The sequence below is a fragment of the Azospirillum brasilense genome (assembly GCF_005222205.1).
Lineage (GTDB): Bacteria > Pseudomonadota > Alphaproteobacteria > Azospirillales > Azospirillaceae > Azospirillum > Azospirillum brasilense_G.
Genome location: NZ_CP032345.1, coordinates 2352249 through 2372773, shown reverse-complemented (window position 1 = coordinate 2372773; position 20525 = coordinate 2352249). Strand labels below are relative to the sequence as shown.

Sequence of the window (20525 nt, the reverse complement as noted above, 5' to 3'; positions counted from 1 at the left end):
ACCGCCGCATCGCGGCAATTCGCCTGGACAATTCGGAGGAAGACCGCGGCGCCGCGAATGTGTACCTTGTCGCGCGAACCCCGCGCCGGACACCGGACCGAACGGACCGCGCCGGAGCGGGCTTGCGGTGAAAAAAACGTCAGCCAAAGAACGACAAACCGAAAAACCGCGGTGTCTACGACTTCGGAAGGAAAGAGCAGCAATGGTGACGGAACGCATTCAGGTTGGCGGCTTGCAAGTTGCCACGGAGCTTCACCGCTTCATCGAGAACGAAGCCCTGCCGGGCACCGGCGTGACGCCGGAGCAATTCTGGTCGGGCCTTGACGCGATCCTCCACGACCTGGCCCCGCGCAACCGCGCGCTGCTGGCCAAGCGGGACGCGCTGCAGGCCCAGATCGACGAATGGTACCGCAGCCGCCGCGGCCAGCCGCTGGACCGCGCCGCCCACACCGCGTTCCTCAAGGAGATCGGCTATCTCCTGCCGGAAGGCCCGGACTTCGCCGTGACGACCGAGAACGTCGATCCGGAGATCTCCACGACGGCCGGCCCGCAGCTCGTCGTGCCGGTGATGAACGCCCGCTACGCGCTGAACGCCGCCAACGCCCGTTGGGGCAGCCTGTACGACGCGCTCTACGGCACCGACGCCATCCCCGACACGGACGGGGCGGAGCGCACCGCCGGCTACAACCCGAAGCGCGGCGAGAAGGTCATCGCCTTCGCCCGCGACGTGCTCGACCGCGCCGCCCCGCTGTCCGACGGGTCGCACGCCGACGCCGCCGGCTACACGGTGGACAACGGCCGCCTCGTCGTCGCGCTGAAGGACGGCCGCGCCACCGGCCTCGCCGAGCCGGAGCGTCTGGTCGGCTACAACGGCGCGCCGTCGGCCCCGACCGCCATCCTGCTGGCCGACAACGGCCTGCACATGGAAATCCGCATCGACCGCAGCCACCCGATCGGCAAGACCGACGCGGCGGGCGTCGCCGACCTCGTGCTCGAATCCGCCCTGACCACCATCCAGGACTGCGAGGACTCCGTCGCCGCCGTGGATGCCGAGGACAAGGTGCTGGCCTACCGCAACTGGCTGGGCCTGATGACCGGCAGCCTGACCGCCAGCTTCCCCAAGGGCAGCGGCACGGTGGAGCGTCGGCTGAACCCCGACCGCAGCTACACCAGCCGCAACGGCGAGACGATCACCCTGCCGGGCCGCAGCCTGATGCTGATCCGCAACGTCGGTCATCTGATGACCAACAGCGCGGTTCTGCTGAAGGACGGCAGCGAGGCGCCGGAAGGCATCCTCGACGGCATGATCACCTCGCTGATCGCGCTGCACGACGTCAAGGGCGCCCGCCTCAACAGCCGCGCCGGCTCCGTCTACATCGTGAAGCCGAAGATGCACGGGCCGGAGGAGGTCGCCTTCGCGGACGAGCTGTTCGCCCGCGTCGAGGACGCGCTGGGCATCGCGCGCAACACGCTGAAGATGGGCATCATGGACGAGGAGCGCCGCACCACGGTGAACCTCAAGGAGTGCATCCGCGCCGCCGCGGCGCGCGTGGTGTTCATCAACACCGGCTTCCTCGACCGCACCGGCGACGAGATGCACACCGCCATGGAAGCCGGCCCGATGATCCGCAAGAACGACATGAAGTCGTCCGCCTGGATCAAGGCCTACGAGGACTGGAACGTGGACACCGGCCTGCTCTGCGGGCTGAAGGGCCACGCCCAGATCGGCAAGGGCATGTGGGCGATGCCCGACCGCATGGCCGACATGCTGGCCGCCAAGATCGCCCACCCGCAGGCCGGCGCCAACACCGCCTGGGTGCCCTCGCCCACCGCGGCCACGCTGCACGCCCTGCACTACCATCAGGTCAACGTCGCCGCCCGTCAGGAGGAGCTGGCCCGCCGCGAGCGCGCCAGCCTGGACGCCATCCTGACCATCCCGCTGGCCGACCGCCCCAACTGGTCGGAGGAGGAGATCCAGCAGGAGCTGGACAACAACGCCCAGGGCATCCTCGGCTACGTGGTGCGCTGGATCGACCAGGGCGTGGGCTGCTCCAAGGTGCCGGACATCAACAACGTCGGGCTGATGGAGGACCGTGCCACGCTGCGCATCTCCAGCCAGCACATCGCCAACTGGCTGCTCCACGGCATCACCACCGAGGCGCAGGTCATGGAGACGATGAAGCGCATGGCCGCCGTGGTGGACAAGCAGAACGCCGGCGATCCGCTCTACCGCCCGATGGCCGCCGACTTCGATGGCAGTGTCGCCTTCCAGGCCGCCTGCGACCTGGTCTTCAAGGGCCGCGAGCAGCCGAACGGCTACACCGAGCCGGTGCTGCACCGCCGCCGCATCGAGGCCAAGGCGAAGGCCGCCGGCTGAGCCGGCGCGCCATCCGGCGCGCATCGCAGGCCCTTTCCCGGAGGCCCTTCCCCGTTCGCGGGGGAGGGCCTTTTTCTTTGCGCGCCCGCGACGCGGCGACCGCAACCGGAACAAGAGGTCGGGTGCGCCAAATGGAAGCAGTCGAATGTTGAAGCACGAACAAATCCCCGCCCCGGACACGGTTTCGCTGAACAAAAGCCCGCCTTCGAACGTCCGGTTATCGTGCGACGTCATCTCGCGCCAGATTTAAGACTCATTCATAGAACAAGCGCACCTCCGGGTTTCGTAATAGGCTCAATGATTAACTTGATTCCAAAAATGATTGAACGAATTCTCCGATCGAGAAGTTCAATGGCCGAAGATTGATCTCGGCAATATATGGAATGGAGCATTGTTATGAATGTCTTTCACGCCATGACCATCAAGCGAAAGACAACACTGATCTCAGTGTTTGTTTTTATCGCCATGGCGATCGCAACTTTTTTCGTCGGGAAAGAAACGTCATTGCAGGAACGTCACCTCTCCCACGTCCGCCAGACCGCCGATGAGGTGAGCCGCAAAATGGTGCCGTTGAGCGAGCTGATCGCCAACATCCGATACGACGTGGCCCAGGTGCAGCAGTGGCTGACCGACATCTCCGCGACCCGCGGACTGGACGGGTTGGACGACGGCCCGGCGAAGGCGGACGAGTTTGCGAAGGCTTTCATCCAGCACGCCGACGACGCCCACGCCATCGCCCGGGATCTGGGGCTGGCGGACATGGTGCGGAGCATCGCCGCCACCCGGGCCGCTTTCCCCCCCTTCTACGAGCTGGGCCGGCGGATGGCCCGCGCCTACGTCGACGGCGGGCCGTCGGAGGGGAACGGCATGATGGGACAGTTCGACGCGGTGGCCGAAAGCATGGACAAGGAGATGGAGCAGCTCCTCGCCACGATGGAGCAGGTCCGCGGGCAGCGTCTGAGCGGCCTCGACGCGGCGGTGAGCGACATCGAGTCCTCCGCCGCCACGCTGAAGACCCTGCTGGTCGCCGCGGCCGCCGCCGCCCTGTTCCTCATCGCCGCCTCCATCCTCTTCCTGCGGCGGGCGGTGCTCGGGCCGATCGACCGCATGCGGCGGACCATGACCGGCCTGGCCGCCGGCAATCTGGGGGTGGAGGTCGGGTTCGCCGGGCGCCGCGACGAGATCGGGCAGATGGCCGATGCCGTGCGCGTCTTCCGCGAAGCCGGTCTGGAGAACGAGCGTCTGCGCGCTGAACAGGAACGCGCCCGCGAGGCCGGCGAGGAGGAGCGGCGTAAAGCTCTGGCCGCCATGGCCGACACGGTGGAGCGCGAGACCCGCAGCGCCGTGGAGCGGGTGGCCCGGCACGCCGGACAGATGGCCAGCAACGCCGAGGCGATGGCCGCCTCCGCCGGGATGGTCAGCGACAACTCCCAGACCGTCGCCGCGGCGGCGAGCCAGGCGCTGGCCAACGCCCAGACGGTCGCCGCCGCGGCCAACGAACTGTCCTCCTCCATCCAGGAAATCGGCCGGCAGGTCACGGCGTCGGTGTCGGCGACCGGACAGGCCGTCGAGAAGGCCGGTTCCGCCAGCGCGATCATCGGGCATCTCTCGACGGCGGTGGAGCGCATCGGCGCCGTCGCCCGCCTGATCGGCGACATCGCCAGCCAGACCAACCTGCTGGCGCTCAACGCCACCATCGAGGCGGCCCGCGCCGGCGAGGCCGGCAAGGGCTTCGCCGTCGTCGCGCAGGAGGTCAAGAACCTCGCCAGCCAGACCGCCCGCTCGACCGAGGAGATCGCCACGCTGATCACCGACGTGCAGTCGGTCACCAGGCAGGCGGTGGACCGGGTCGGCGAGGTCGCCGCGACCATCGACCAGGTGTCCGACATCTCCTCCTCCATCGCCGCGGCGGTGGAGGAGCAGGACGCCGCCACCCGGGAGATCGCCCGCACCGTCAACGAGACCAGCCACGCCGCCCGGGAGGTGTCCAGCCGCATCGCCCTGGTGTCCGAGGAGGCCAACCAGACCGGCGAGCGGGCCGACGGCATGCGCGCCGTCGCCGGGGACGTGGCGCAGAGCATCGACGATCTGCAGAGCGTCCTGGTGCACGTCGTCCGCACCGCCACCAGCGACGTCGATCGCCGCCGCAAGGCACGCATCCGGATAGACCTGCCCTGCACCCTCGACGGCGCCGGCACGAGCCGGGACGCGCGGATCGCCAACCTGTCGTCCGGCGGCGCGATGATCCTCGACGCGCCGGTGATGACGGTGGGCACCCACGGCACCCTGCGCACGCGCGGCCTGTCCCGCCCCGTGCCCTTCACGGTGGCGTCCTGCGGGCCGGGGCAGCTTCACCTGACATTCCGCGTGCCGGAGGCCGACCAGCCGGCGCTGGACCGCGATCTGGAAAATCTGGCGCGCGGCGCGGCGGCGAACCGCGACGCGGCGTGACGCGCAGGGCCGCAAGGTCCTGGCCCAACGCGGCGAGTGCCGGTCGCCCCGCAAATCGCATCGTCCAGATATGGCGAAGGCCGGAAACCCGTTGGGGTTCCGGCCTTCGAGGATGGTGGGCGCGACAGGGATTGAACCTGTGACCCCTACGATGTCAACGTAGTGCTCTCCCGCTGAGCTACGCGCCCATCCGTGCCGCCGGTCGGTTCGGGGTTCGGCATCCGTCTTGCGACCCGTCCGGCGTGGGCGTGGGGTGTACCATCATCCCGGAGGTCTGGCAAGCCCGGATTTCACTTTTTTGCGGCCCGACGACGGACGCCGCCATTTTTTCCGCCGAAGGGACAAGGCGCGCCTCACATCTGTTGAGGCGCGAGCGGGACGGCGCGTGACAGAGCCGCCCGGGTCCACTACATCACATGCCATGGATGCTTCCGTCGACGCCGCCACACCGGAGCCGGCCTTCGAACTTCTGGCCCCGGACGAACAGACCAAGCCGCTGGTGCTGGCCTCGCCGCACAGCGGCAACCGCTATCCGGCCGAGTTCCTGGCGGCGGCCCGGCTCGACCCGCGCGCGTTGCGCAAATCGGAAGACTGCTTTGTCGACGAGATCTTCGCGGGCGCCCCGGCGCTGGGCATCCCGCTGATCCGCGCGCTGTTCCCCCGCGCCTTCCTGGACGTCAACCGCGAAGCCTACGAGCTGGACCCGGAGATGTTCGCGGACAGCCTGCCGCCCTACGTCAACACGCGCTCGCCGCGCGTCGCCGCCGGGCTGGGCACCATCGCGCGGGTGGTCGCCAACGGGGAGGACATCTACCGCGGCAAGCTGCGCTTCTCCGAAGCGGTGCGGCGGGTGGAGCAGTGCTACACCCCCTACCACACCGCGCTGCGCCGGCTGGTCGAAGACACCCGCGCCCGCTTCGGCCACGCGGTGCTGATCGACTGCCATTCCATGCCCTCCCCCGGGCTGGGCGACCGCGACAACCGGCGCAGCGACATCGTGCTGGGGGACTGTTTCGGCAACTCTTGCGCCCCCACGGTCACCGAAACGGCGGAGAGCTTCCTGCGCGGTCTGGGCTACACGGTCAGCCGCAACGCGCCCTACGCCGGCGGCTACACCACCCGCCACTATGGACGGCCGCGCCAGGGCATCCACGCGCTTCAGATCGAAATCAGCCGCGACCTCTACATGGACGAGACCTCGCTGTCCCGTCTGCCCTTCCTGACCGTCCTGACCCGGCACATGCACGAGCTGGTGGACAACATCGCCCACCTGCCGCCCGATCCCCTCGCCCCACGCTGACCAGGCCGCCGCGCGCCGGAGCGCGCACAAAAAAAGGCCGGGGCAAAGGCCCCGGCCCGAGTCTAGGGAGGAAACGCCCAAGAAGTGCGTTACGGCACCGCCCGCATCGCAGACACGATCGATGCCGCACTGCACAATATGATGGAGTCTCACCAAGGGATCAAGAGGGAAAATGTTTTTTCATGATATTCAATAACTTAACAAAGGTTAAGTCAAAACTCCGGCTTGGTGCAAACAGCCGCTTATGCTGCATTGCACACAGAATCCCGGCCCTGCTCCCGCACAATCTGGGGCTGGCGGCGCGTCCGCCAACCCACCCCGGTCCTTCGGCATAACCCATCCGGCCGATAGGGAACCATCCCTTCACACGGTCGTTTCGTCCCTGCGCGTCCCGGGGCCCTCCCCGCCACGCGCCATTCGGCCGCCCACCATGCGGCCGTCGGCACCGGAGAACCACCCACGTGAGCAGACTGGTCGTCGTATCCAACCGCGTCGCCCCCATCGACGAAGGCAAGCAGGCCGCCGGAGGCCTCGCCGTGGCCGTGCTGGCCGCGCTCAAGAAGACCGGCGGCATCTGGTTCGGCTGGAGCGGAACGGTGGTCGAGGAGGAGTCGCAGAGCGAGCCCCGGCGCACCGACGTCGGGCGTCTGACCTACGCGACGCTGGACCTCAGCCGCCGCGACTTCGAGGAATATTACAACGGCTTCGCCAACCAGACCCTGTGGCCGCTGTTCCACTACCGCGTCGGCCTGATCGAGGTCAGCCGCCGCACGCGCGAAGGCTACAAACGGGTCAACGGCTATTTCGCGGAGAAGCTCGTCCCGCTGCTGCGCCCCGACGATATGGTGTGGGTCCACGACTACCACCTGATCCCCTTCGGCGAGGAATTGCGCCAGCGCGGCTGCACCCAACGCATGGGCTTCTTCCTGCATACGCCTTTCCCGGCCCCGGAAATCCTGGTGGCTCTGCCGAACCACCGGGAGCTGATCCGCGAGCTGTGCGCCTACGACCTCGTCGGCTTCCACACCCAGGTGGATCTGCGCAGCTTCGCCGACTACATCCGGCAGGAGCTGGACGGCGAGGTCGAGGACCGCGGCCCCGAGGGGGGCATGCTGATCCACGCCTTCGGACGCACGCTGCTGGCCCGCGCCTTCCCCATCAGCATCGACACCGAAAATCTCGTGGGCATCGCCGAGACCGCGGTGCGCTCCCGTCATACCGAGCGGCTGAAGGAGAGCCTCGTCGGGCGGCGGCTGATCATCGGGGTGGACCGGCTGGACTATTCGAAGGGCCTGCCGCAGCGCTTCCAGGCCTTCGAACAGCTTCTGGCGGCCTATCCGGAGCATTGCAACCGCGTTTCCTTCCTTCAGGTGGCGCCGCCGAGCCGGGAGGACGTGCCGGAATACATCGCCATCAAGCGCGAGCTGTCGGAGCTGTCGGGCCGCATCAACGGGCGCTTCGCCGAGTTCGACTGGGTGCCCATCCGCTACCTGAACAAGAGCTTCGGGCGGCGCGTTCTGGCCGGCTTCTACCGCACCGCCCATGTCGGGCTGGTCACCCCGCTGCGCGACGGCATGAATCTCGTCGCCAAGGAGTATGTCGCCTGCCAGGACGCCGACGACCCCGGCGTGCTGGTGCTGTCCACTTTCGCCGGCGCGGCGCGGGAACTCGATTCGGCGCTGATCGTCAACCCTTTCGACATCGAGGCGGTGGCCGACGCCCTGCAGCGCGCCCTGACCATGTCCCTGCCCGAGCGCAAGGAGCGCCACGCCGCCATGATGCGCATCCTGCGCAGCCACGACATCGGCTGGTGGCGGGAAAGCTACGTCGATGCCTTGACGCGCGCGCCGTACGGGTGAAACTGATTTTATGACCACAGACAGCAATGCCGCATCCGGCCCCGTCACCCTGGTCGCCGACATCGGCGCCACCAACGCCCGCTTCGGCCTGATCGACGGCACGGGCATCCACGGTTCGCGCGTGCTGCGCTGCGCCGATTTCCCGTCGCTGGAGGCGGCGGCGCTGGCCTATCTCGGCGGCGTGGCGCACGACGCCCGGCCCAGCCGCGGCGCCTTCGCCATCGCCGGACCGGTGACCGGCGACGAAGTGCTGATGACCAACCGCGGCTGGTCCTTCTCCACGGCCGAGGTGCGCGGCCGGCTGGGGCTGGAGCGCCTGGCCGTCATCAACGACTTCACCGCCGTCGCCCTGTCGGTGCCCCGCCTCACCCCCGCCGATGTTCATCAGGTGGGCGAGGGGGCGCCGGTGCCGGGCCGCGTCGTCGGGGTGATCGGGCCGGGCAGCGGGCTTGGGGTGTCGGGGCTGGTGCCCGGCCCCGAGGGCTGGACCGCGCTCGCCGCGGAGGGCGGCCACGTCACCATGGCGCCGGTCAGCGACCGCGAGAGCGCCGTGCTGGCCCAGCTTCGCAAGAGCTTCGACCATGTGTCGGCGGAGCGGGTGCTGTCCGGGCCGGGTCTGGTCAACCTCTATCAGGCGCTGTGCATCCTCGACCACCAGGAGCCGGAGCCTTTCACCCCGGCCCAGGTCTCCGACGCGGCGACCGCCAACACCAACCCGCATTGCGTGGAGGCGGTGGAGATGTTCTGCGCGATGCTCGGCACCGTGGCGGGCAACCTCGCTTTGACGCTGGGGGCGCGCGGCGGCATCTACATCGCGGGCGGCATCGTGCCGAAGCTGGGCACCCTGTTCACCCACTCCCGCTTCCGCAAGCGCTTCATGGAGAAGGGCCGGATGCGCGACTTCCTGGCCCCCATCCCCACCTACGTCATCATCCACGAGCTTCCGGCCTTCCTCGGTCTGGCCGAGGCCGCGGAGCGGGCGTAACGGCGCTCAGGCCTCAAGCCGCGACACGGCCAGTTTCAGGTCGGCCAGGAAGGTCGGCTGCTCGGCGAGCTGGCCGCGCAGGATGTAGCTGGGGTGGAAGGTCGCGACCACCTCCGCCCCCGGCACGAGGCGGCAGGGCTGGACCGTGCCGCGCAGCTGCATGATCCCGTTCAGCCCGGTCAGCGCCCACAGCGGCGTGCGGCCCAGCGCGACGATGACGCGGGGGGCGAAGCCCTCCAGTGTCCGCTGCAGATGCTCGATCTCGCCGGAAAACTCCGCCAGCACCCAGTCGGAGGTACCGAACGGCCCCCAGCGCTCGTCCAGCGCCCGCCCCTCCTTCTTGGCGCGGGTGCGCGACGCGAAGAAATGCCCCACCTTGTTGCCCGGCGGCTGGTAACGGAAGACGTTGGCGACGAGGCATTCCGCCCGCTCCACCCCCGCCGCCTTCAGCGTCTCGTCGAGGAGCTGGCCGCTGCGCCCGACGAAGGGCACGCCCCGCCGGGCCTCCTCCGCTCCCGGCGCCTCCCCCACGATGGCGAGGCGCGGCCCGGCGGCGGTCTTCGTGGGCTGCTGGTAGTCGGCGAAGGGCAGGTCCGTCATGCGCGCGTCCATGGTTGGTCGTGAGGCTTGCCACCGCGAGGCTTGTCCTTGGGAGGCTTCGGCCCCAGCATTGTTCGAAACGAGGAGTTCGAACCAACAACACCGGAGGGCACGAGATGGCGACACAACAGGAGCTGGCGGGAAAGAGCTGCGAACCCTGCCGCGGCGGCATCCCCCCGATGGACCGCGCCATGGCGGAAAACTATCTGGTGCAGGTCCCCGGCTGGTCGATCAAGCCGAATCCCGACCGGCTGGAGCGCGACTACCGCTTCGCCAACTTCCGCGAGGCACAGCATTTCGCGATGCGCGTCGGCGACCTGTGCGAGGCGGAGGGCCACCACGCCGAGATCCTCTACGGCTGGGGCCATTGCACCGTCACCTTCTGGACGCACAAGATCAAGGGCCTGCACGAGAACGACTTCATCATGGCCGCCAAGGTCGAGGGTTTGATGGACGAGCCCTACGCCCCGGTGTCGGAATCCATGGGCGACGTCTCCCCCACCGCGCGGCACGGGTAATTTTGCCCTTTCCTCAACTTTTTCCCCTCTCCCCTCCGGGGAGAGGGTTAGGGTGAGGGAAACAAACCCGCGAGACAGACCATGCCCAACGCCCAGCCCGCCGTCATCCAATGGGGCCTGTCCAGCTACAGCGGCTGGGGCGTCAACGGGCTGCAACTGGCGCTGAGTTGGACGCGCAGCGGGCGGCTGGTGCCGGTATGCTCGTTGCCGCTGCGGCTGGAGGACATCGCGCTGTCCCCGCTGGAATGGCGGCGCATGGCGGGTTTCGTCCGCGAGTCCGAGGCGCTCTGCCGGCAGATCGCGCCGCACGCGGGGCAGGAGGTGGGGGTGTCGGTGCCGGTGCTGCGCGGGCTCGGCAACAACCTCGTCGGCAGCCGGTCGGTGGAGGGCGTGACGCTGAAAGGCCAACCCACCGTCGGTGTCTGCTATCTGGAGGACACCGCCATCGACGCCGAGGGCCGGGCACGGGCGGAGGGCTGCGCGGCCATCGTCGCCGGGTCCAGCTTCGTCGAGCGGGTGCTGACCGGCGCCGGCATCGGGCGGGTGCGCACGGTCCTGCAAGGCGTCGATCCCACCCATTTCCACCCGGCGCCCAAGGTCGGCTGGTTCAAGGACCGCTTCGTGGTCTTCTCCGGCGGCAAGCCGGAGTTCCGCAAGGGGCAGGACCTCGCCCTGCTCGGCTTCCGCGCCTTTGCCGAGCGCCATCCGGAGGCGCTGCTGCTGACCGCCTGGCACAACCCCTGGCCGGAGAGCTCCCGCTCATTGGAGGCCAACCCCGCCGTGGCGCCGGTGCGCTTCCACGAGAACGGGCAATTCGACGGGGCCGGCTGGGCCATCGCCAACGGGTTGCGCGCCGATCAGGTGATGGACCTCGGCCCGGTGCCCAACGCCGATATGGCCCGCATCCTGCGCGAGGTCGATGTCGGCCTGTTCCCCAACCGCGGCGAGGGCGGGACCAACCTCGTCGCCATGGAATGCATGGCCTGCGGCGTGCCCGCCATCCTGTCGGCCAACACCGGGCATCTCGACCTGATCGGGGCGGACCGCTGCGTCCCGCTGACCCGGCAGAGCACCATCCGGACCGACTTCGGCACGGAGGGCTGGGGCGAGAGCGACGTGGAGGAGATCGTCGCGGCGCTGGAAGGCCTGTGGGCCGACCGCGCCCACGCCGCGGCCATCGGGCGGGCGGGCGCCGCCTTCCTGGCCGGGCTGACCTGGGACCGCTACGCGGGCGGGGTGGCGGAGGTCGTGGAGTCGGTGCTGTAGCGCCTACAGCGCCTTCACCGCCGCCAGCAACCGCTCCACCTCCGCCTCGTCGTTGTAGTAGTGCGGAGAGGCGCGAACGACCTCGGTCAGGCCGCGGGCGTCCATGTCGAAGGGGGTCGAGGGCGCGGAGGACACCGACAGGTTGATCCCCTGCCCGCGCAGGGCGGCCTTGATGGCGCGCGGCTCATGGCCATCCACCGTGAAGGTGACGATGGCGCAACGCTCCGCCCCGAGATCGCGCACCGTCACGCCGGGAAGCGCGTCCAGACCGCGCCGCAGCCGGTCGGCCAGCGCGAAGGCGCGGGCGCGGATCGCCTCCAGCCCCCAGGACAGCGCGTAGTCCACCGCCACCCCCAGACCGAGCCGGGCCGCGATGTTGCTCTCCCACAGCTCGAAGCGGCGGGCGTCGGGGCGCATGGTGTAGCGGTCCGGCCCGGTCAGCGCGCCGCCGCTGTGGTCGAGCGTGTACGGCTCGATGCGGTCGAGCCAGTCCTTGCGGACATAGAGAAAGCCGGTGCCCCGCGGCGCGCGCAGGAACTTGCGCCCGGTCGCCGACAGGAAGTCGCAGCCCAGCTCCTCGACGTCCACCGGCATCTGGCCCACCGTCTGGCAAGCGTCGAGCAGATAGGGGATGCCGTGCCGCCGGGCCACCCGCCCGATGGCGGCCGCCGGATTGACCAACCCGCCGTTGGTCGGGATGTGGGTGATGGCGATCAGCTTGACCGGACCCTTCCCCGGCTCCCCGATCATCGCCTCCAGCGCCGCGACGGAGGTCTGGCCGGTCTCGTCGCTGGGGATCACCTCGACCACCACGCCGGTGCGCCGGGAGGCCTGCAGGAAGGGAATCAGGTTGGCGGCGTATTCGGCGCGCGCCGTCAGGATGCGGTCGCCGGGCCGGAAGCCCTCCCCCGGCAGGGCGGCCAGCGCGTTGAAGGCCATGCCCCAGGCCACCGTCGCGTTCTCCGCCAGGGCCACCTCCTCCCGCGAGCAGGCGAGCAGGCGGGCCACGGAGTCGTAGACGCCCTCCAGCCGGTCGGCGGCGCGCTCGGCCGCCTCGTAGCCGCCGATGGTGGCCTCCAGCGCCAGATGCGCGGTCACGGCGTCCAACACCGGCTGCGGCGGCAGGGCGGCTCCGGCGTTGTTGAAGTGTACGACGTGCCGGGTTCCCGGCGTCTCCGCGCGGGCGCGCGCGATGTCGATGGTCATGCGTTCTCCCCCTGCCCCGGTGTTTCCGGTGGTTGTTTCTCGCCGATGTGCACCGCCAGCCAGACGGTCGGCACGGCGGGATCGGTCCAGGCGACGCGGTGCCGGCGCCGGGCCGGGATCATCAGCCAGTCGCCGGGCCCAAGCGCGCGCTCCGCCTCGCCTTCAAGCTGCAATCGGGCGGCGCCCTGGACGACCAGCACGAACTCGTCCCAGCCCTGATCGTACCAGAAGCCGTCGGGGGACGCCTGCCCGGTGGACAGGATGCGCTCGATGCACACAGCCCCCGACGACGCCGACTCCGTCAAGGTGGTGAACAGCTCGTCCGGCAGGGAATCAAGGGGCAAGCCCGCCAGCAGGTTGCCGGCCGGGACGCTCATCCCCAGAGTTCGGGGGCCGGCGGACACAGCGTGCCGCCGTCGTAATGCAGGGCCGGCGTGCGGTCCTCGGCCAGCAGCAGCGGCCCGTCGAGGTCGACGTAGCGCGCGCCCTGGGCCAGCAGCACGGCCGGCGCCATGGCGAGCGAGGTGGCGACCATGCAGCCGACCATGATCTCGAAGCCGGACTCCTGAGCCGCCTGCTTCAGCATCAGCGCCTCGGTCAGGCCGCCGGTCTTGTCCAGCTTGATGTTCACCACCCGGTAGATGCCCTTCAGCCGGTCGAGCGAGTCCAGCCCGTGGCAGGATTCGTCGGCGCCCAGCGGCACCGGGCAGTCGATGCCGCGCAGCGCTTCGTCCTCGCCGGCGGGCAGCGGCTGCTCGATCAGCTCCACCCCCAGATCGGCCAGCACCGGGGCGAAGCGGCGGAGCATCTCCAGCGTCCAGGCCTCGTTGGCGTCGACGATCAGGCGGGTGGCCGGGGCGGCCTCGCGCACCGCGCGCACGCGGTCGAGATCGCCCTCCCCGGTCAGCTTCATCTTCAGCAGCGGATGGTCCGCCGCCCGCGCCTTGGCGGAGGCGGCCATCGCCGCCGGCTCGTCCACGCTCAGCGTGTAGCAGGTGGTCAGCTTCTTCGGCGCGTCGGGCAGCCCGGCGAGGCGCCAGGCCGGTTTGCCCGCCTGTTTGGCCTCAAGGTCCCACAGCGCGCAGTCCAGCGCGTTGCGCGCGGCCCCCGGCGGCAGGAGGGCGCGTAGCCGCTCGCGGTCGAGCCCGTCCGCCACCGCCCCGGCCAGGGACTCCAGCGTCCTGACCGTCTCGTCCAGCGACTCCCCGTAGCGGGCGTAGGGAACGCATTCCCCGCGGCCCCGCTTGCAGGACTCGACCACTTCGGCGACCACGACCTCGGCCTCGGTCTTGGCGCCGCGCGATATGCGGAAGGTCCCCGCGATGGGGAAGGTATCGCGGCGGACGTAAAGACGGCGGGCGGTGGACGACATGAAACTCTCCAGCAACGCGGCGGACCCGAAGTGTAAGCAAACCCGCCGCGATGACCAGAGCAGGGTGGGAATGCCAGCCTTACCCGTGAAGCCCGGCCCCGTTCATTCCCGCACGCCCGTGCACACCAGAGGTTGCAGGCGCCTGTTGCTGGCGTGGATCGGGGTCCTGCACGATCACCCCGTACCAGCCCAGCCCCTTGTAGGTCTCGTAGCCCGGCGTCAGGGCGTAGCCGTAGGTGCGGCCGGCGGCGTCGGCGTAATGGCCCATGCTCTCCCCGCTGCGGCGGAGCTGGACGGTCTCGCTGAGGATTCCGCGCCCATCGGAGGAGGCGATCACCCGGTGCCGCGCGTCGAGCAGAAGGCAGCGCGAGCGGGAGCGCTCCTCGTCCTCCAGCCGGACGCCCTGGACGACGGCGGCGGCCTGCGGCTCCCAGTCGAAGAAGATGCCCAGCACGCCGATGGGATCGCCGTCCGCCTCGCCGCCGCGCCGGATCGCGGTGGCGTAGGTGGCGACCACCCGGTCCTCCAGGCGGCCGTTGCGCGCCACGTCGCCCACCGTGAACTCGCCGCCGTTGCGCGTGGCCAGCGCCTGGCGGAACCACCCCTCATCCCCCACGCGGGCGCCCTGGGCGCCGGGGTAGCGGCCGGGACGGCCGGTGGCGATCACCTCTCCCTTCAGGTCGGCGATCCACAGGTCGAGATAGACGGTGTAGGACTCGAGGATGACGCCCAGCCGGTGGGAGGCGTGCTGGCGGTTCACCTCCGTCGGGTCGGCGGCGCAGTCCACCACCGCGCTGTCGGTCGCCCACCAGCGCACGTCGCAGGACCGCTCGTACAGGTTCCGGTCGATGATCTCGATCATGTTCAGCGACAGGTCGGCCAGACGCCGCCCGTGCATCTCCTGCACCATGGCGCTGCCGGTGGTGGTCAGGTGATCGACGCGGGAGACGATCTCCGACCGCAGTTCCTTGGTGATGGTGTTCACCTGCTTGGAGATCTCGGAGACCTCGTTCGCCACCACCGCGAAGCCCCGCCCGGCGTCGCCGGCCCGCGACGCCTCGATCAGGGCGTTCATCGCCAGCATCTTGGTGCGACGGGTGATGTCTTCGATCAAAGACACTTTCCGGGAGGCGACGTCCAGGACGCCCCGGGAAAGCTCGAACAGTTCGTTTCCGGCCACACTCATCCCGAACACCTCTGTGAGTTTGGGTGGGATATCTTTTTTAGACGCCTAACCATCAAACGCTGTGCCAAACGCCTTTTCGGAACCATCGGGACGCGCAAAGCCGCGGAACGCCTGCGTTTGCGGGCGATGTCCCGGGTTTGGCCTCAACGTTTGTGAGATGTCAGTTTCGAAATTGTGATGAATTCGGCGTCATATTGGAGTCCGAACAATCACACGCGGCACCGGTCCCGCCGCACCGCACCCCGCGCACCGCGTGCGCCGCAACAAAAACACCGGTTTCTCCTAAAAAATGAGGCAAAAGGTCGCATAGACCCATTGCACCGCCTCGGCACTGCTTAGCATACAAGCAAATGCCGGGCGGCTAATCAATGCCCACCTAATGAGCAAGCGCAATTTTTCGGACAAATAACGGGAAATTGCACAAAAAAGCGTCAGGCGACCTTGTGCATCTCGTCGAGGAAAAGCTGCACCTCGCGGGTCAGGCGGTCGGCCTGGACACTCATCCGCTCCGACGCGGCGAAGACCTCGTGGGCGGTGCCGCTGGTCCGTTCGGCGGCGGTGGTGACGTCCTGGATGTCTTCGGTGACGGCGCGGGTGCCGGCCGCGGCCTGATCCATGTTGCTGACGATCGAGCGGATCGCCGAACCCTGCTGCCCGATGCCCGCGGCGATGCCGCCGGCGATCTGGTTGATGTCCTGGATGGTGTGGCCGATGCCGACGATGGAGGCGACCGCCACGTCGGTGGAGGACTGGATGCCGGCGATCTGCCCGGCGATGTCGCCGGTGGCCTTGGCGGTCTGGTCGGCCAGCCGCTTGACCTCCTGCGCCACCACGGCGAAGCCCTTGCCGGCCTCGCCGGCGCGGGCGGCCTCGATCGTGGCGTTGAGCGCCAGCAGGTTGGTCTGGCTGGCGATGTCGTTGATGAGGGTGACCACCTCGCCCACCGTCTTGGCGGCCCCCGACAGCTCGGCGATCAGCGCGTTGGAGCGCTCGGCCTCGCCCGCGGCGTTGGCGGCGACCTTGGCGACCTCCTCCACCTGCCGGGCGATCTCGCGGATGGAGGCCGACAGCTCCTCCGTCGCCGCGGCGACGCTGCCGACCGAGGAGCCGGTCTGCGACGCGGCGGCGGCGACCGATGACGCCTTGCCGGTGGCGGTCTGGGCGTCGGTCTCCATGGTGCGGGCCGACATCTCCAGCTGATGGGCGGTGCCGGACACCTGTTCGCACACCGCGCGGATCTGCGTCTCGAAGCGGTCGGTCACCCCGGCGAAGCCCTTCACCTTGACGGCGATGGCGTCGGTGGCGGTGTTGATGGTGCGCGACGCGTGCAGGAAGTTGCCCTGCATGCCCTTCAGCACGATCCGCCGGAAATACTTGTTGGCCGACACGTAGCTCATCGAGGCGGTGGCCTCGCGGATGAAGGCGTCGGTGCGGTCGATCGAGTCGTTCAGGGCGTGCATCAGCTCGCCGAGGTCGCCCTTCTCCCGCACGTTGACGACCCGCGCCTCGAAGTCGCCGCGCGACACCGCTTGGCAGACGGCCATCGCCTGCCCCACCGCGGCGCGGGCGCGCACCATGCACAGCATGACGCCGGCCAGCGCGGCCAGGGCCGCGGCCCCGATCCCGATGCGCAGCGGCGCGCCGCCGACGTCCAGCGCGTCGGTCACCAGCAGCGCTGCGACGAGCAGCGCGGCGACCGCCCCCAGTCCGAACGCCTTAGAGAGAGAAGACGAATTCGTCATACCCGATCCCCTTCTCCGTCAGCAGCCCGACAACGGTGGCGAAGGCCTCGTTCATGCCCTGCTTGCGGTCTTCGTGGCGGTTTTCGATGTCCAGAAGCGTGCGGTAGAGCGGCACGACCTTGTCGATCGCGCCGCGGTCCGGCACACGGCGCGACGAGTGGTAGCCGACGAGCCGGCCATTGACGTCGTAGCTGGGCGTGACGTGGGCGAAGACCCAGTAATGGTCGCCGTTGCGCGCCCGGTTCACGACGTAGGCGAAGATCTCCTGCCCCGCCTCCAGCGTGTCCCACAGCAGCTTGAACACGCAGCGCGGCATGTCCGGATGGCGGACGATGGAGTGCGGCGCACCCATCAGCTCCGCCTCGCTGTAGCCGGCCACGCGCTGGAACACCCGGTTGGCGTAGGTGATCCGGCCCTTCAGGTCGGTCTTGGAAACGATGACCTCGTCGGCGTCGAAGAACCGCTCGACCCCGGTCAGCGTCCGGTCGCGGGGGCCGGGACTGAGAACAGCGCTGTGTGCCATGTGCCTGCGGTCGCGGGCCGAGAGCCCGGCGCCCCCTTATTGGTTCGCGGTCGGTTACAGGGCGTACATCTCCCCATCCGCGCGCTCCCGTCGGGCACTGGCGGACGCCGCAAAATAAAGACCATGCAGGTTATACAAAAGATTAAATTTGTTGCCGGGCGGAAATATGATTCAGCTCAACCGTCCGCCCGGCATCGCTCAACCGTTGGCCGGACGCAACATTGTGCCCCGTCTCACTCCGGCGGCCTCACTCCGGCGGCCTCACTCCGGCGGATAGGGAACGGTCAGCAGCCGGCCGATGGGCGGGTTCTCGACGATGGCTGTCATGCCGTCCGGCCAGCGCACCTCCAGCCGCTCCACCGCGCGGGCGGTGCCCAGCCCGAAATGGGCGACCGGCTCCATCTGGCAGAGATAGCCCGAGCCGGCGCAGACGGAACGCACCTGCCGCCGCCCGTTGGCCGTGCAGGTGACCAGGGCGCCGCGGGCCGGCGCGCCGTAGGGGGTCAGCGGCAGCACGCGCAGCCACCCGTTGTGGTTCGCCGCCGTGCGGTAGAGCGACAGGGGCTGCGGCGATCCGCCGCCATGCCCGCCGCCATGCCCGCCGCCCACCCCATTGCCGTGAGCGACCAGCAGTTCCAGCCGTCCGTCGCCGTCGATGTCGGCCACCGCCGCCCCGGTGCCCAGCCCCTTGGGCTCCGCCGCGTCGCCGAGATCGATGGACTGCCAGCGGTCGTCGCGCCACGCGAACAGCCGGTTGGGCTCGCCATGCAGGTTGAAGAACAGCTCCTCGTAGCCGTCGTTGTCGAAATCGGCGGCGATCACGCTGGACACCCGGCCTGGAAAGGACATCTCGGGATCGGCCTCGTCGACGAAGCCGCCGCCGGAGCGTTGGACGAACAGGCGCTGCGGGCCCTCCCAGGCGCCGACCAGCAGCCCGAACCCGCCGTAGCCCGGCCCGTCCACCGCGGTCACCGCGCGCCCGGCGAATCGCGAATCGGCGACGCCCCGCTCCTCGGCGATCTCCTCGTAGGTTCCGTCACCCAGATTGCGGAACAGGAAGTTCGGCCCGCCCTCGTTGCAGGCGAACAGGTCGACGCGGTCGGACAGGAACGGCAGGGCGAGCAGCCCGCGCCCGGCGCCGATCAGGTCGATGCCCGCCTCCTCCGCCGCGTCCTCCAGCCGGCCGCGGCGGCTCAGCTCGAACAGGCGGAAGGGGCCGCCGTCCGCCGCCACGACGAAGCCGTAGCGGCCATGGCCGTGCCGGTCCATGGCGATCACCGAGCGACCGGCGACGCGGTTCGCCATACCGGCGTTCTCCGGCTGGGCCAGCAGGTCGAGCCAGTGCTTGCCGAAGCAGGCGAACAGCCGGTCGCCCATCTCCTTCGGCCCGCTCGCCCGGTCGGAGTTCAGGACATACAGCTCCTCCCGCCCGTCGCCGTCCACATCGGCGGCGGCGATGGCCACCGCGCAGCCCGAGGGGTCGGCCAGCAGGGGCCCGGCGATGTCCACCAGCCGGGAGCCGTCCCATTTGAGGATGAGGTTGTTGGTGGCGTAGCCCGTGACCACCAGTTCGAATGCCCCGTCACCGTCCACGTCGGTCACGGTGATGCCGTTGGACAGGCGCGGCTGGTTGCCGTCGATCAGCCGCGAGCATTCGAAGAACATCGGCCGCCACTCCCTCACTGCCGCAACGCCGCCCGGTGAGGGTTTGGCCCGCGAGGGCCGGTCCCTGACGGGCTCCAATCCGTTGATACCTCTTCGAACGGCCGAGGTAAACCCGCACGGAAGTCCAGCCCGCCGGGGAGCTGCGGCCTATGACCGCGCGGGAAGCGTCCCGGAGGGCATGAAAAATCCCGCCGCAGCGGGCCGGCTGCGGCGGGATCGGTTCACGGAGCGCACGGGACGCTCAGCGGCGCTTCTTGACGCCGCCGTTGGTCAGGGAGCCGCCCGCGGCCAGCTTGACCGGATCGGACTCGTCGGCGTCCTTGGCCGCCGGACGATTCCCGGCCACCGCCAGCTTGGCGCTTTCCTTCAGCGCCTTGGCGGCGGCCTCGCGGGCCGGCAGCTCGATGTTCAGCTCCAGCGTCGAGCAGTCGCCGCCGCGGTCCAGCTTCACCTCGACCTTGTTCTGGTCGATGTCGATGTACTTGGCGATGACCGCCAGCAGCTCCTGCTGGAGCATCGGCAGATAGTCCGGCCCGGTCCGCCCGGCGCGCTCGTGCGCCATGACGATCTGGAGCCGCTCCTTGGCCTGGACCGCCGACGCGCGCGGGGCGGACCGGAAAAAGCTGAAGATGCTCATGCGGACCTCCGGAGGAGGCGGCTGAACAGGCCCTTCTTCTGCGGCGTGACGAAGCGGTGCTCAATGTCCTCGCCCAGGAAGCGGGAGACCGCGTCCAGATAGGCCTGGCCGGCGTTGGACGCCTCGTCGAGGATGACCGGCATGCCGACGTTGGAGGCGCGCAGCACGGCCTGGCTCTCCGGGATCACGCCGAGCAGCGGGATCGCCAGGATCTCCAGCACGTCGTCGACCTTCAGCATCTCGCCGCGCTCCACCCGCTCCGGGTCGTAGCGGGTGAGGAGAAGCTGCTGGGTCACCGGCTCCAGCCCCTGCTCCGCCCGGCGCGAGCGCGAGGCCAGCACGCCGAGGATGCGGTCGCTGTCGCGGACCGAGGAGACTTCCGGGTTGGTCACGATCACCGCGTGGTCGGCGAAGTACAGCGCCATCAGCGCGCCCCGCTCGATGCCCGCCGGGCTGTCGCAGACGATGTAGTCGAAGTCCTTGGAGAGTTCGTTCAGAACCTTCTCCACGCCTTCGCGGGTCAGGGCGTCCTTGTCGCGGGTCTGCGAGGTCGGCAGGATCGACAGGTTGTCGATGCGCTTGTCCTTGATCAGCGCCTGGCTCAGCTTCGCTTCGCCGTTGATGACGTTGATGAAGTCGAACACCACGCGCCGCTCGCAGCCCATGATGAGGTCGAGGTTGCGCAGCCCGACGTCGAAATCGATGACGACCGTCTTGAAGCCGCGCAAGGCGAGTCCGGTCGCGAAAGCGGCGGAGGAGGTCGTCTTGCCGACGCCGCCCTTGCCGGAAGTCATGACGATGATCTTGCCCAACGGAGCTTCTCCCACGTTCCTAAATG

17 protein-coding genes and 1 tRNA gene are annotated in these 20525 nt (G+C 69.2%); 7 read left to right on the top strand and 11 right to left on the bottom strand.

The window, feature by feature from the left end; translation table 11 throughout:
• Positions 1-205: 205 nt before the first annotated feature.
• On the top strand, positions 206-2377 hold the full coding sequence (locus tag D3869_RS11360; protein WP_137140629.1) for a malate synthase G: 2172 nt from the start codon (positions 206-208) through the stop codon (positions 2375-2377).
• Positions 2378-2938: 561 nt separating this feature from the next.
• Positions 2939-4828, top strand: coding sequence for a methyl-accepting chemotaxis protein (locus D3869_RS11355; protein ID WP_247895628.1), 1890 nt, complete (start codon positions 2939-2941; stop codon positions 4826-4828).
• A gap of 113 nt (positions 4829-4941) precedes the next feature.
• Here D3869_RS11355 and D3869_RS11350 read toward each other — a convergent pair.
• Positions 4942-5016: transfer RNA gene (locus D3869_RS11350), tRNA-Val, on the bottom strand.
• Between the two features lie 233 nt (positions 5017-5249).
• Between D3869_RS11350 and D3869_RS11345 the strand changes: the two genes are divergently transcribed.
• From D3869_RS11345 to glk, 3 genes are all read left to right on the top strand, one after another.
• On the top strand, positions 5250-6128 hold the full coding sequence (locus D3869_RS11345; RefSeq protein WP_137140131.1) for an N-formylglutamate amidohydrolase: 879 nt from the start codon (positions 5250-5252) through the stop codon (positions 6126-6128).
• A gap of 461 nt (positions 6129-6589) precedes the next feature.
• Positions 6590-7987 carry an alpha,alpha-trehalose-phosphate synthase (UDP-forming) gene (gene otsA / locus D3869_RS11340; RefSeq protein ID WP_094305913.1) on the top strand — a complete coding sequence of 466 codons (1398 nt, stop codon included), beginning with the start codon at positions 6590-6592 and terminating at the stop codon, positions 7985-7987.
• A 10-nt stretch (positions 7988-7997) separates the two neighbouring features.
• Positions 7998-8972 carry a glucokinase gene (gene glk, locus D3869_RS11335; RefSeq protein WP_137140130.1) on the top strand — a complete coding sequence of 325 codons (975 nt, stop codon included), beginning with the start codon at positions 7998-8000 and terminating at the stop codon, positions 8970-8972.
• A 6-nt stretch (positions 8973-8978) separates the two neighbouring features.
• Here glk and D3869_RS11330 read toward each other — a convergent pair whose 3' ends face one another.
• The gene (locus D3869_RS11330) at positions 8979-9572 is read right to left on the bottom strand and encodes a uracil-DNA glycosylase (RefSeq protein WP_247895627.1); all 594 of its coding nucleotides are present in this window, start codon (positions 9570-9572) and stop codon (positions 8979-8981) included.
• Between the two features lie 116 nt (positions 9573-9688).
• On the opposite strand from D3869_RS11330, the gene D3869_RS11325 reads away from it, so the two are divergent.
• On the top strand, positions 9689-10090 hold the full coding sequence (locus D3869_RS11325) for a 4a-hydroxytetrahydrobiopterin dehydratase (RefSeq protein WP_137140128.1): 402 nt from the start codon (positions 9689-9691) through the stop codon (positions 10088-10090).
• 81 nt (positions 10091-10171) lie between these two features.
• The gene (locus D3869_RS11320) at positions 10172-11356 is read left to right on the top strand and encodes a glycosyltransferase family 4 protein (protein WP_137140127.1); all 1185 of its coding nucleotides are present in this window, start codon (positions 10172-10174) and stop codon (positions 11354-11356) included.
• A 3-nt stretch (positions 11357-11359) separates the two neighbouring features.
• On the opposite strand, the gene D3869_RS11315 is transcribed toward D3869_RS11320, so the two are convergent.
• The 9 genes from D3869_RS11315 to minD all read right to left on the bottom strand — a co-directional run bounded on the left by D3869_RS11315 (position 11360) and on the right by minD (position 20499).
• Positions 11360-12562: an aminotransferase class V-fold PLP-dependent enzyme gene (locus tag D3869_RS11315; RefSeq protein ID WP_137140126.1), complete on the bottom strand. Its 1203-nt coding sequence runs from the start codon at positions 12560-12562 to the stop codon at positions 11360-11362.
• Positions 12559-12939 (bottom strand): cupin domain-containing protein, encoded by a 381-nt coding sequence (locus tag D3869_RS11310; protein ID WP_137140125.1) that lies wholly within the window; start codon positions 12937-12939, stop codon positions 12559-12561. The genes D3869_RS11315 and D3869_RS11310 overlap by 4 nt, the downstream gene beginning before the upstream one ends.
• A complete protein-coding gene (gene dgcA / locus D3869_RS11305; protein ID WP_137140124.1) occupies positions 12936-13934 on the bottom strand; it encodes an N-acetyl-D-Glu racemase DgcA in 999 nt (332 codons plus the stop codon). Before dgcA ends, D3869_RS11310 begins: the two co-directional genes overlap by 4 nt.
• A 79-nt stretch (positions 13935-14013) precedes the next feature.
• Positions 14014-15120, bottom strand: a complete 1107-nt coding sequence (locus tag D3869_RS11300) for a methyl-accepting chemotaxis protein (RefSeq protein WP_137140123.1) — start codon at positions 15118-15120, stop codon at positions 14014-14016.
• A gap of 431 nt (positions 15121-15551) precedes the next feature.
• Positions 15552-16862 carry a methyl-accepting chemotaxis protein gene (locus D3869_RS34440; protein WP_137140122.1) on the bottom strand — a complete coding sequence of 437 codons (1311 nt, stop codon included), beginning with the start codon at positions 16860-16862 and terminating at the stop codon, positions 15552-15554.
• Entirely contained in the window at positions 16837-17385 is a 549-nt protein-coding gene (locus tag D3869_RS11290; protein WP_137140121.1) for a PAS domain-containing protein, read from the bottom strand. Before D3869_RS11290 ends, D3869_RS34440 begins: the two co-directional genes overlap by 26 nt.
• A gap of 261 nt (positions 17386-17646) precedes the next feature.
• On the bottom strand, positions 17647-19050 hold the full coding sequence (locus D3869_RS11285; protein ID WP_137140120.1) for a CRTAC1 family protein: 1404 nt from the start codon (positions 19048-19050) through the stop codon (positions 17647-17649).
• A 241-nt stretch (positions 19051-19291) separates the two neighbouring features.
• The gene (gene minE / locus D3869_RS34745) at positions 19292-19687 is read right to left on the bottom strand and encodes a cell division topological specificity factor MinE (RefSeq protein WP_109068619.1); all 396 of its coding nucleotides are present in this window, start codon (positions 19685-19687) and stop codon (positions 19292-19294) included.
• Positions 19684-20499 (bottom strand): septum site-determining protein MinD, encoded by an 816-nt coding sequence (gene minD, locus D3869_RS11275; RefSeq protein ID WP_094305926.1) that lies wholly within the window; start codon positions 20497-20499, stop codon positions 19684-19686. The genes minE and minD overlap by 4 nt, the downstream gene beginning before the upstream one ends.
• Between the last annotated feature and the right edge of the window lie 26 nt (positions 20500-20525).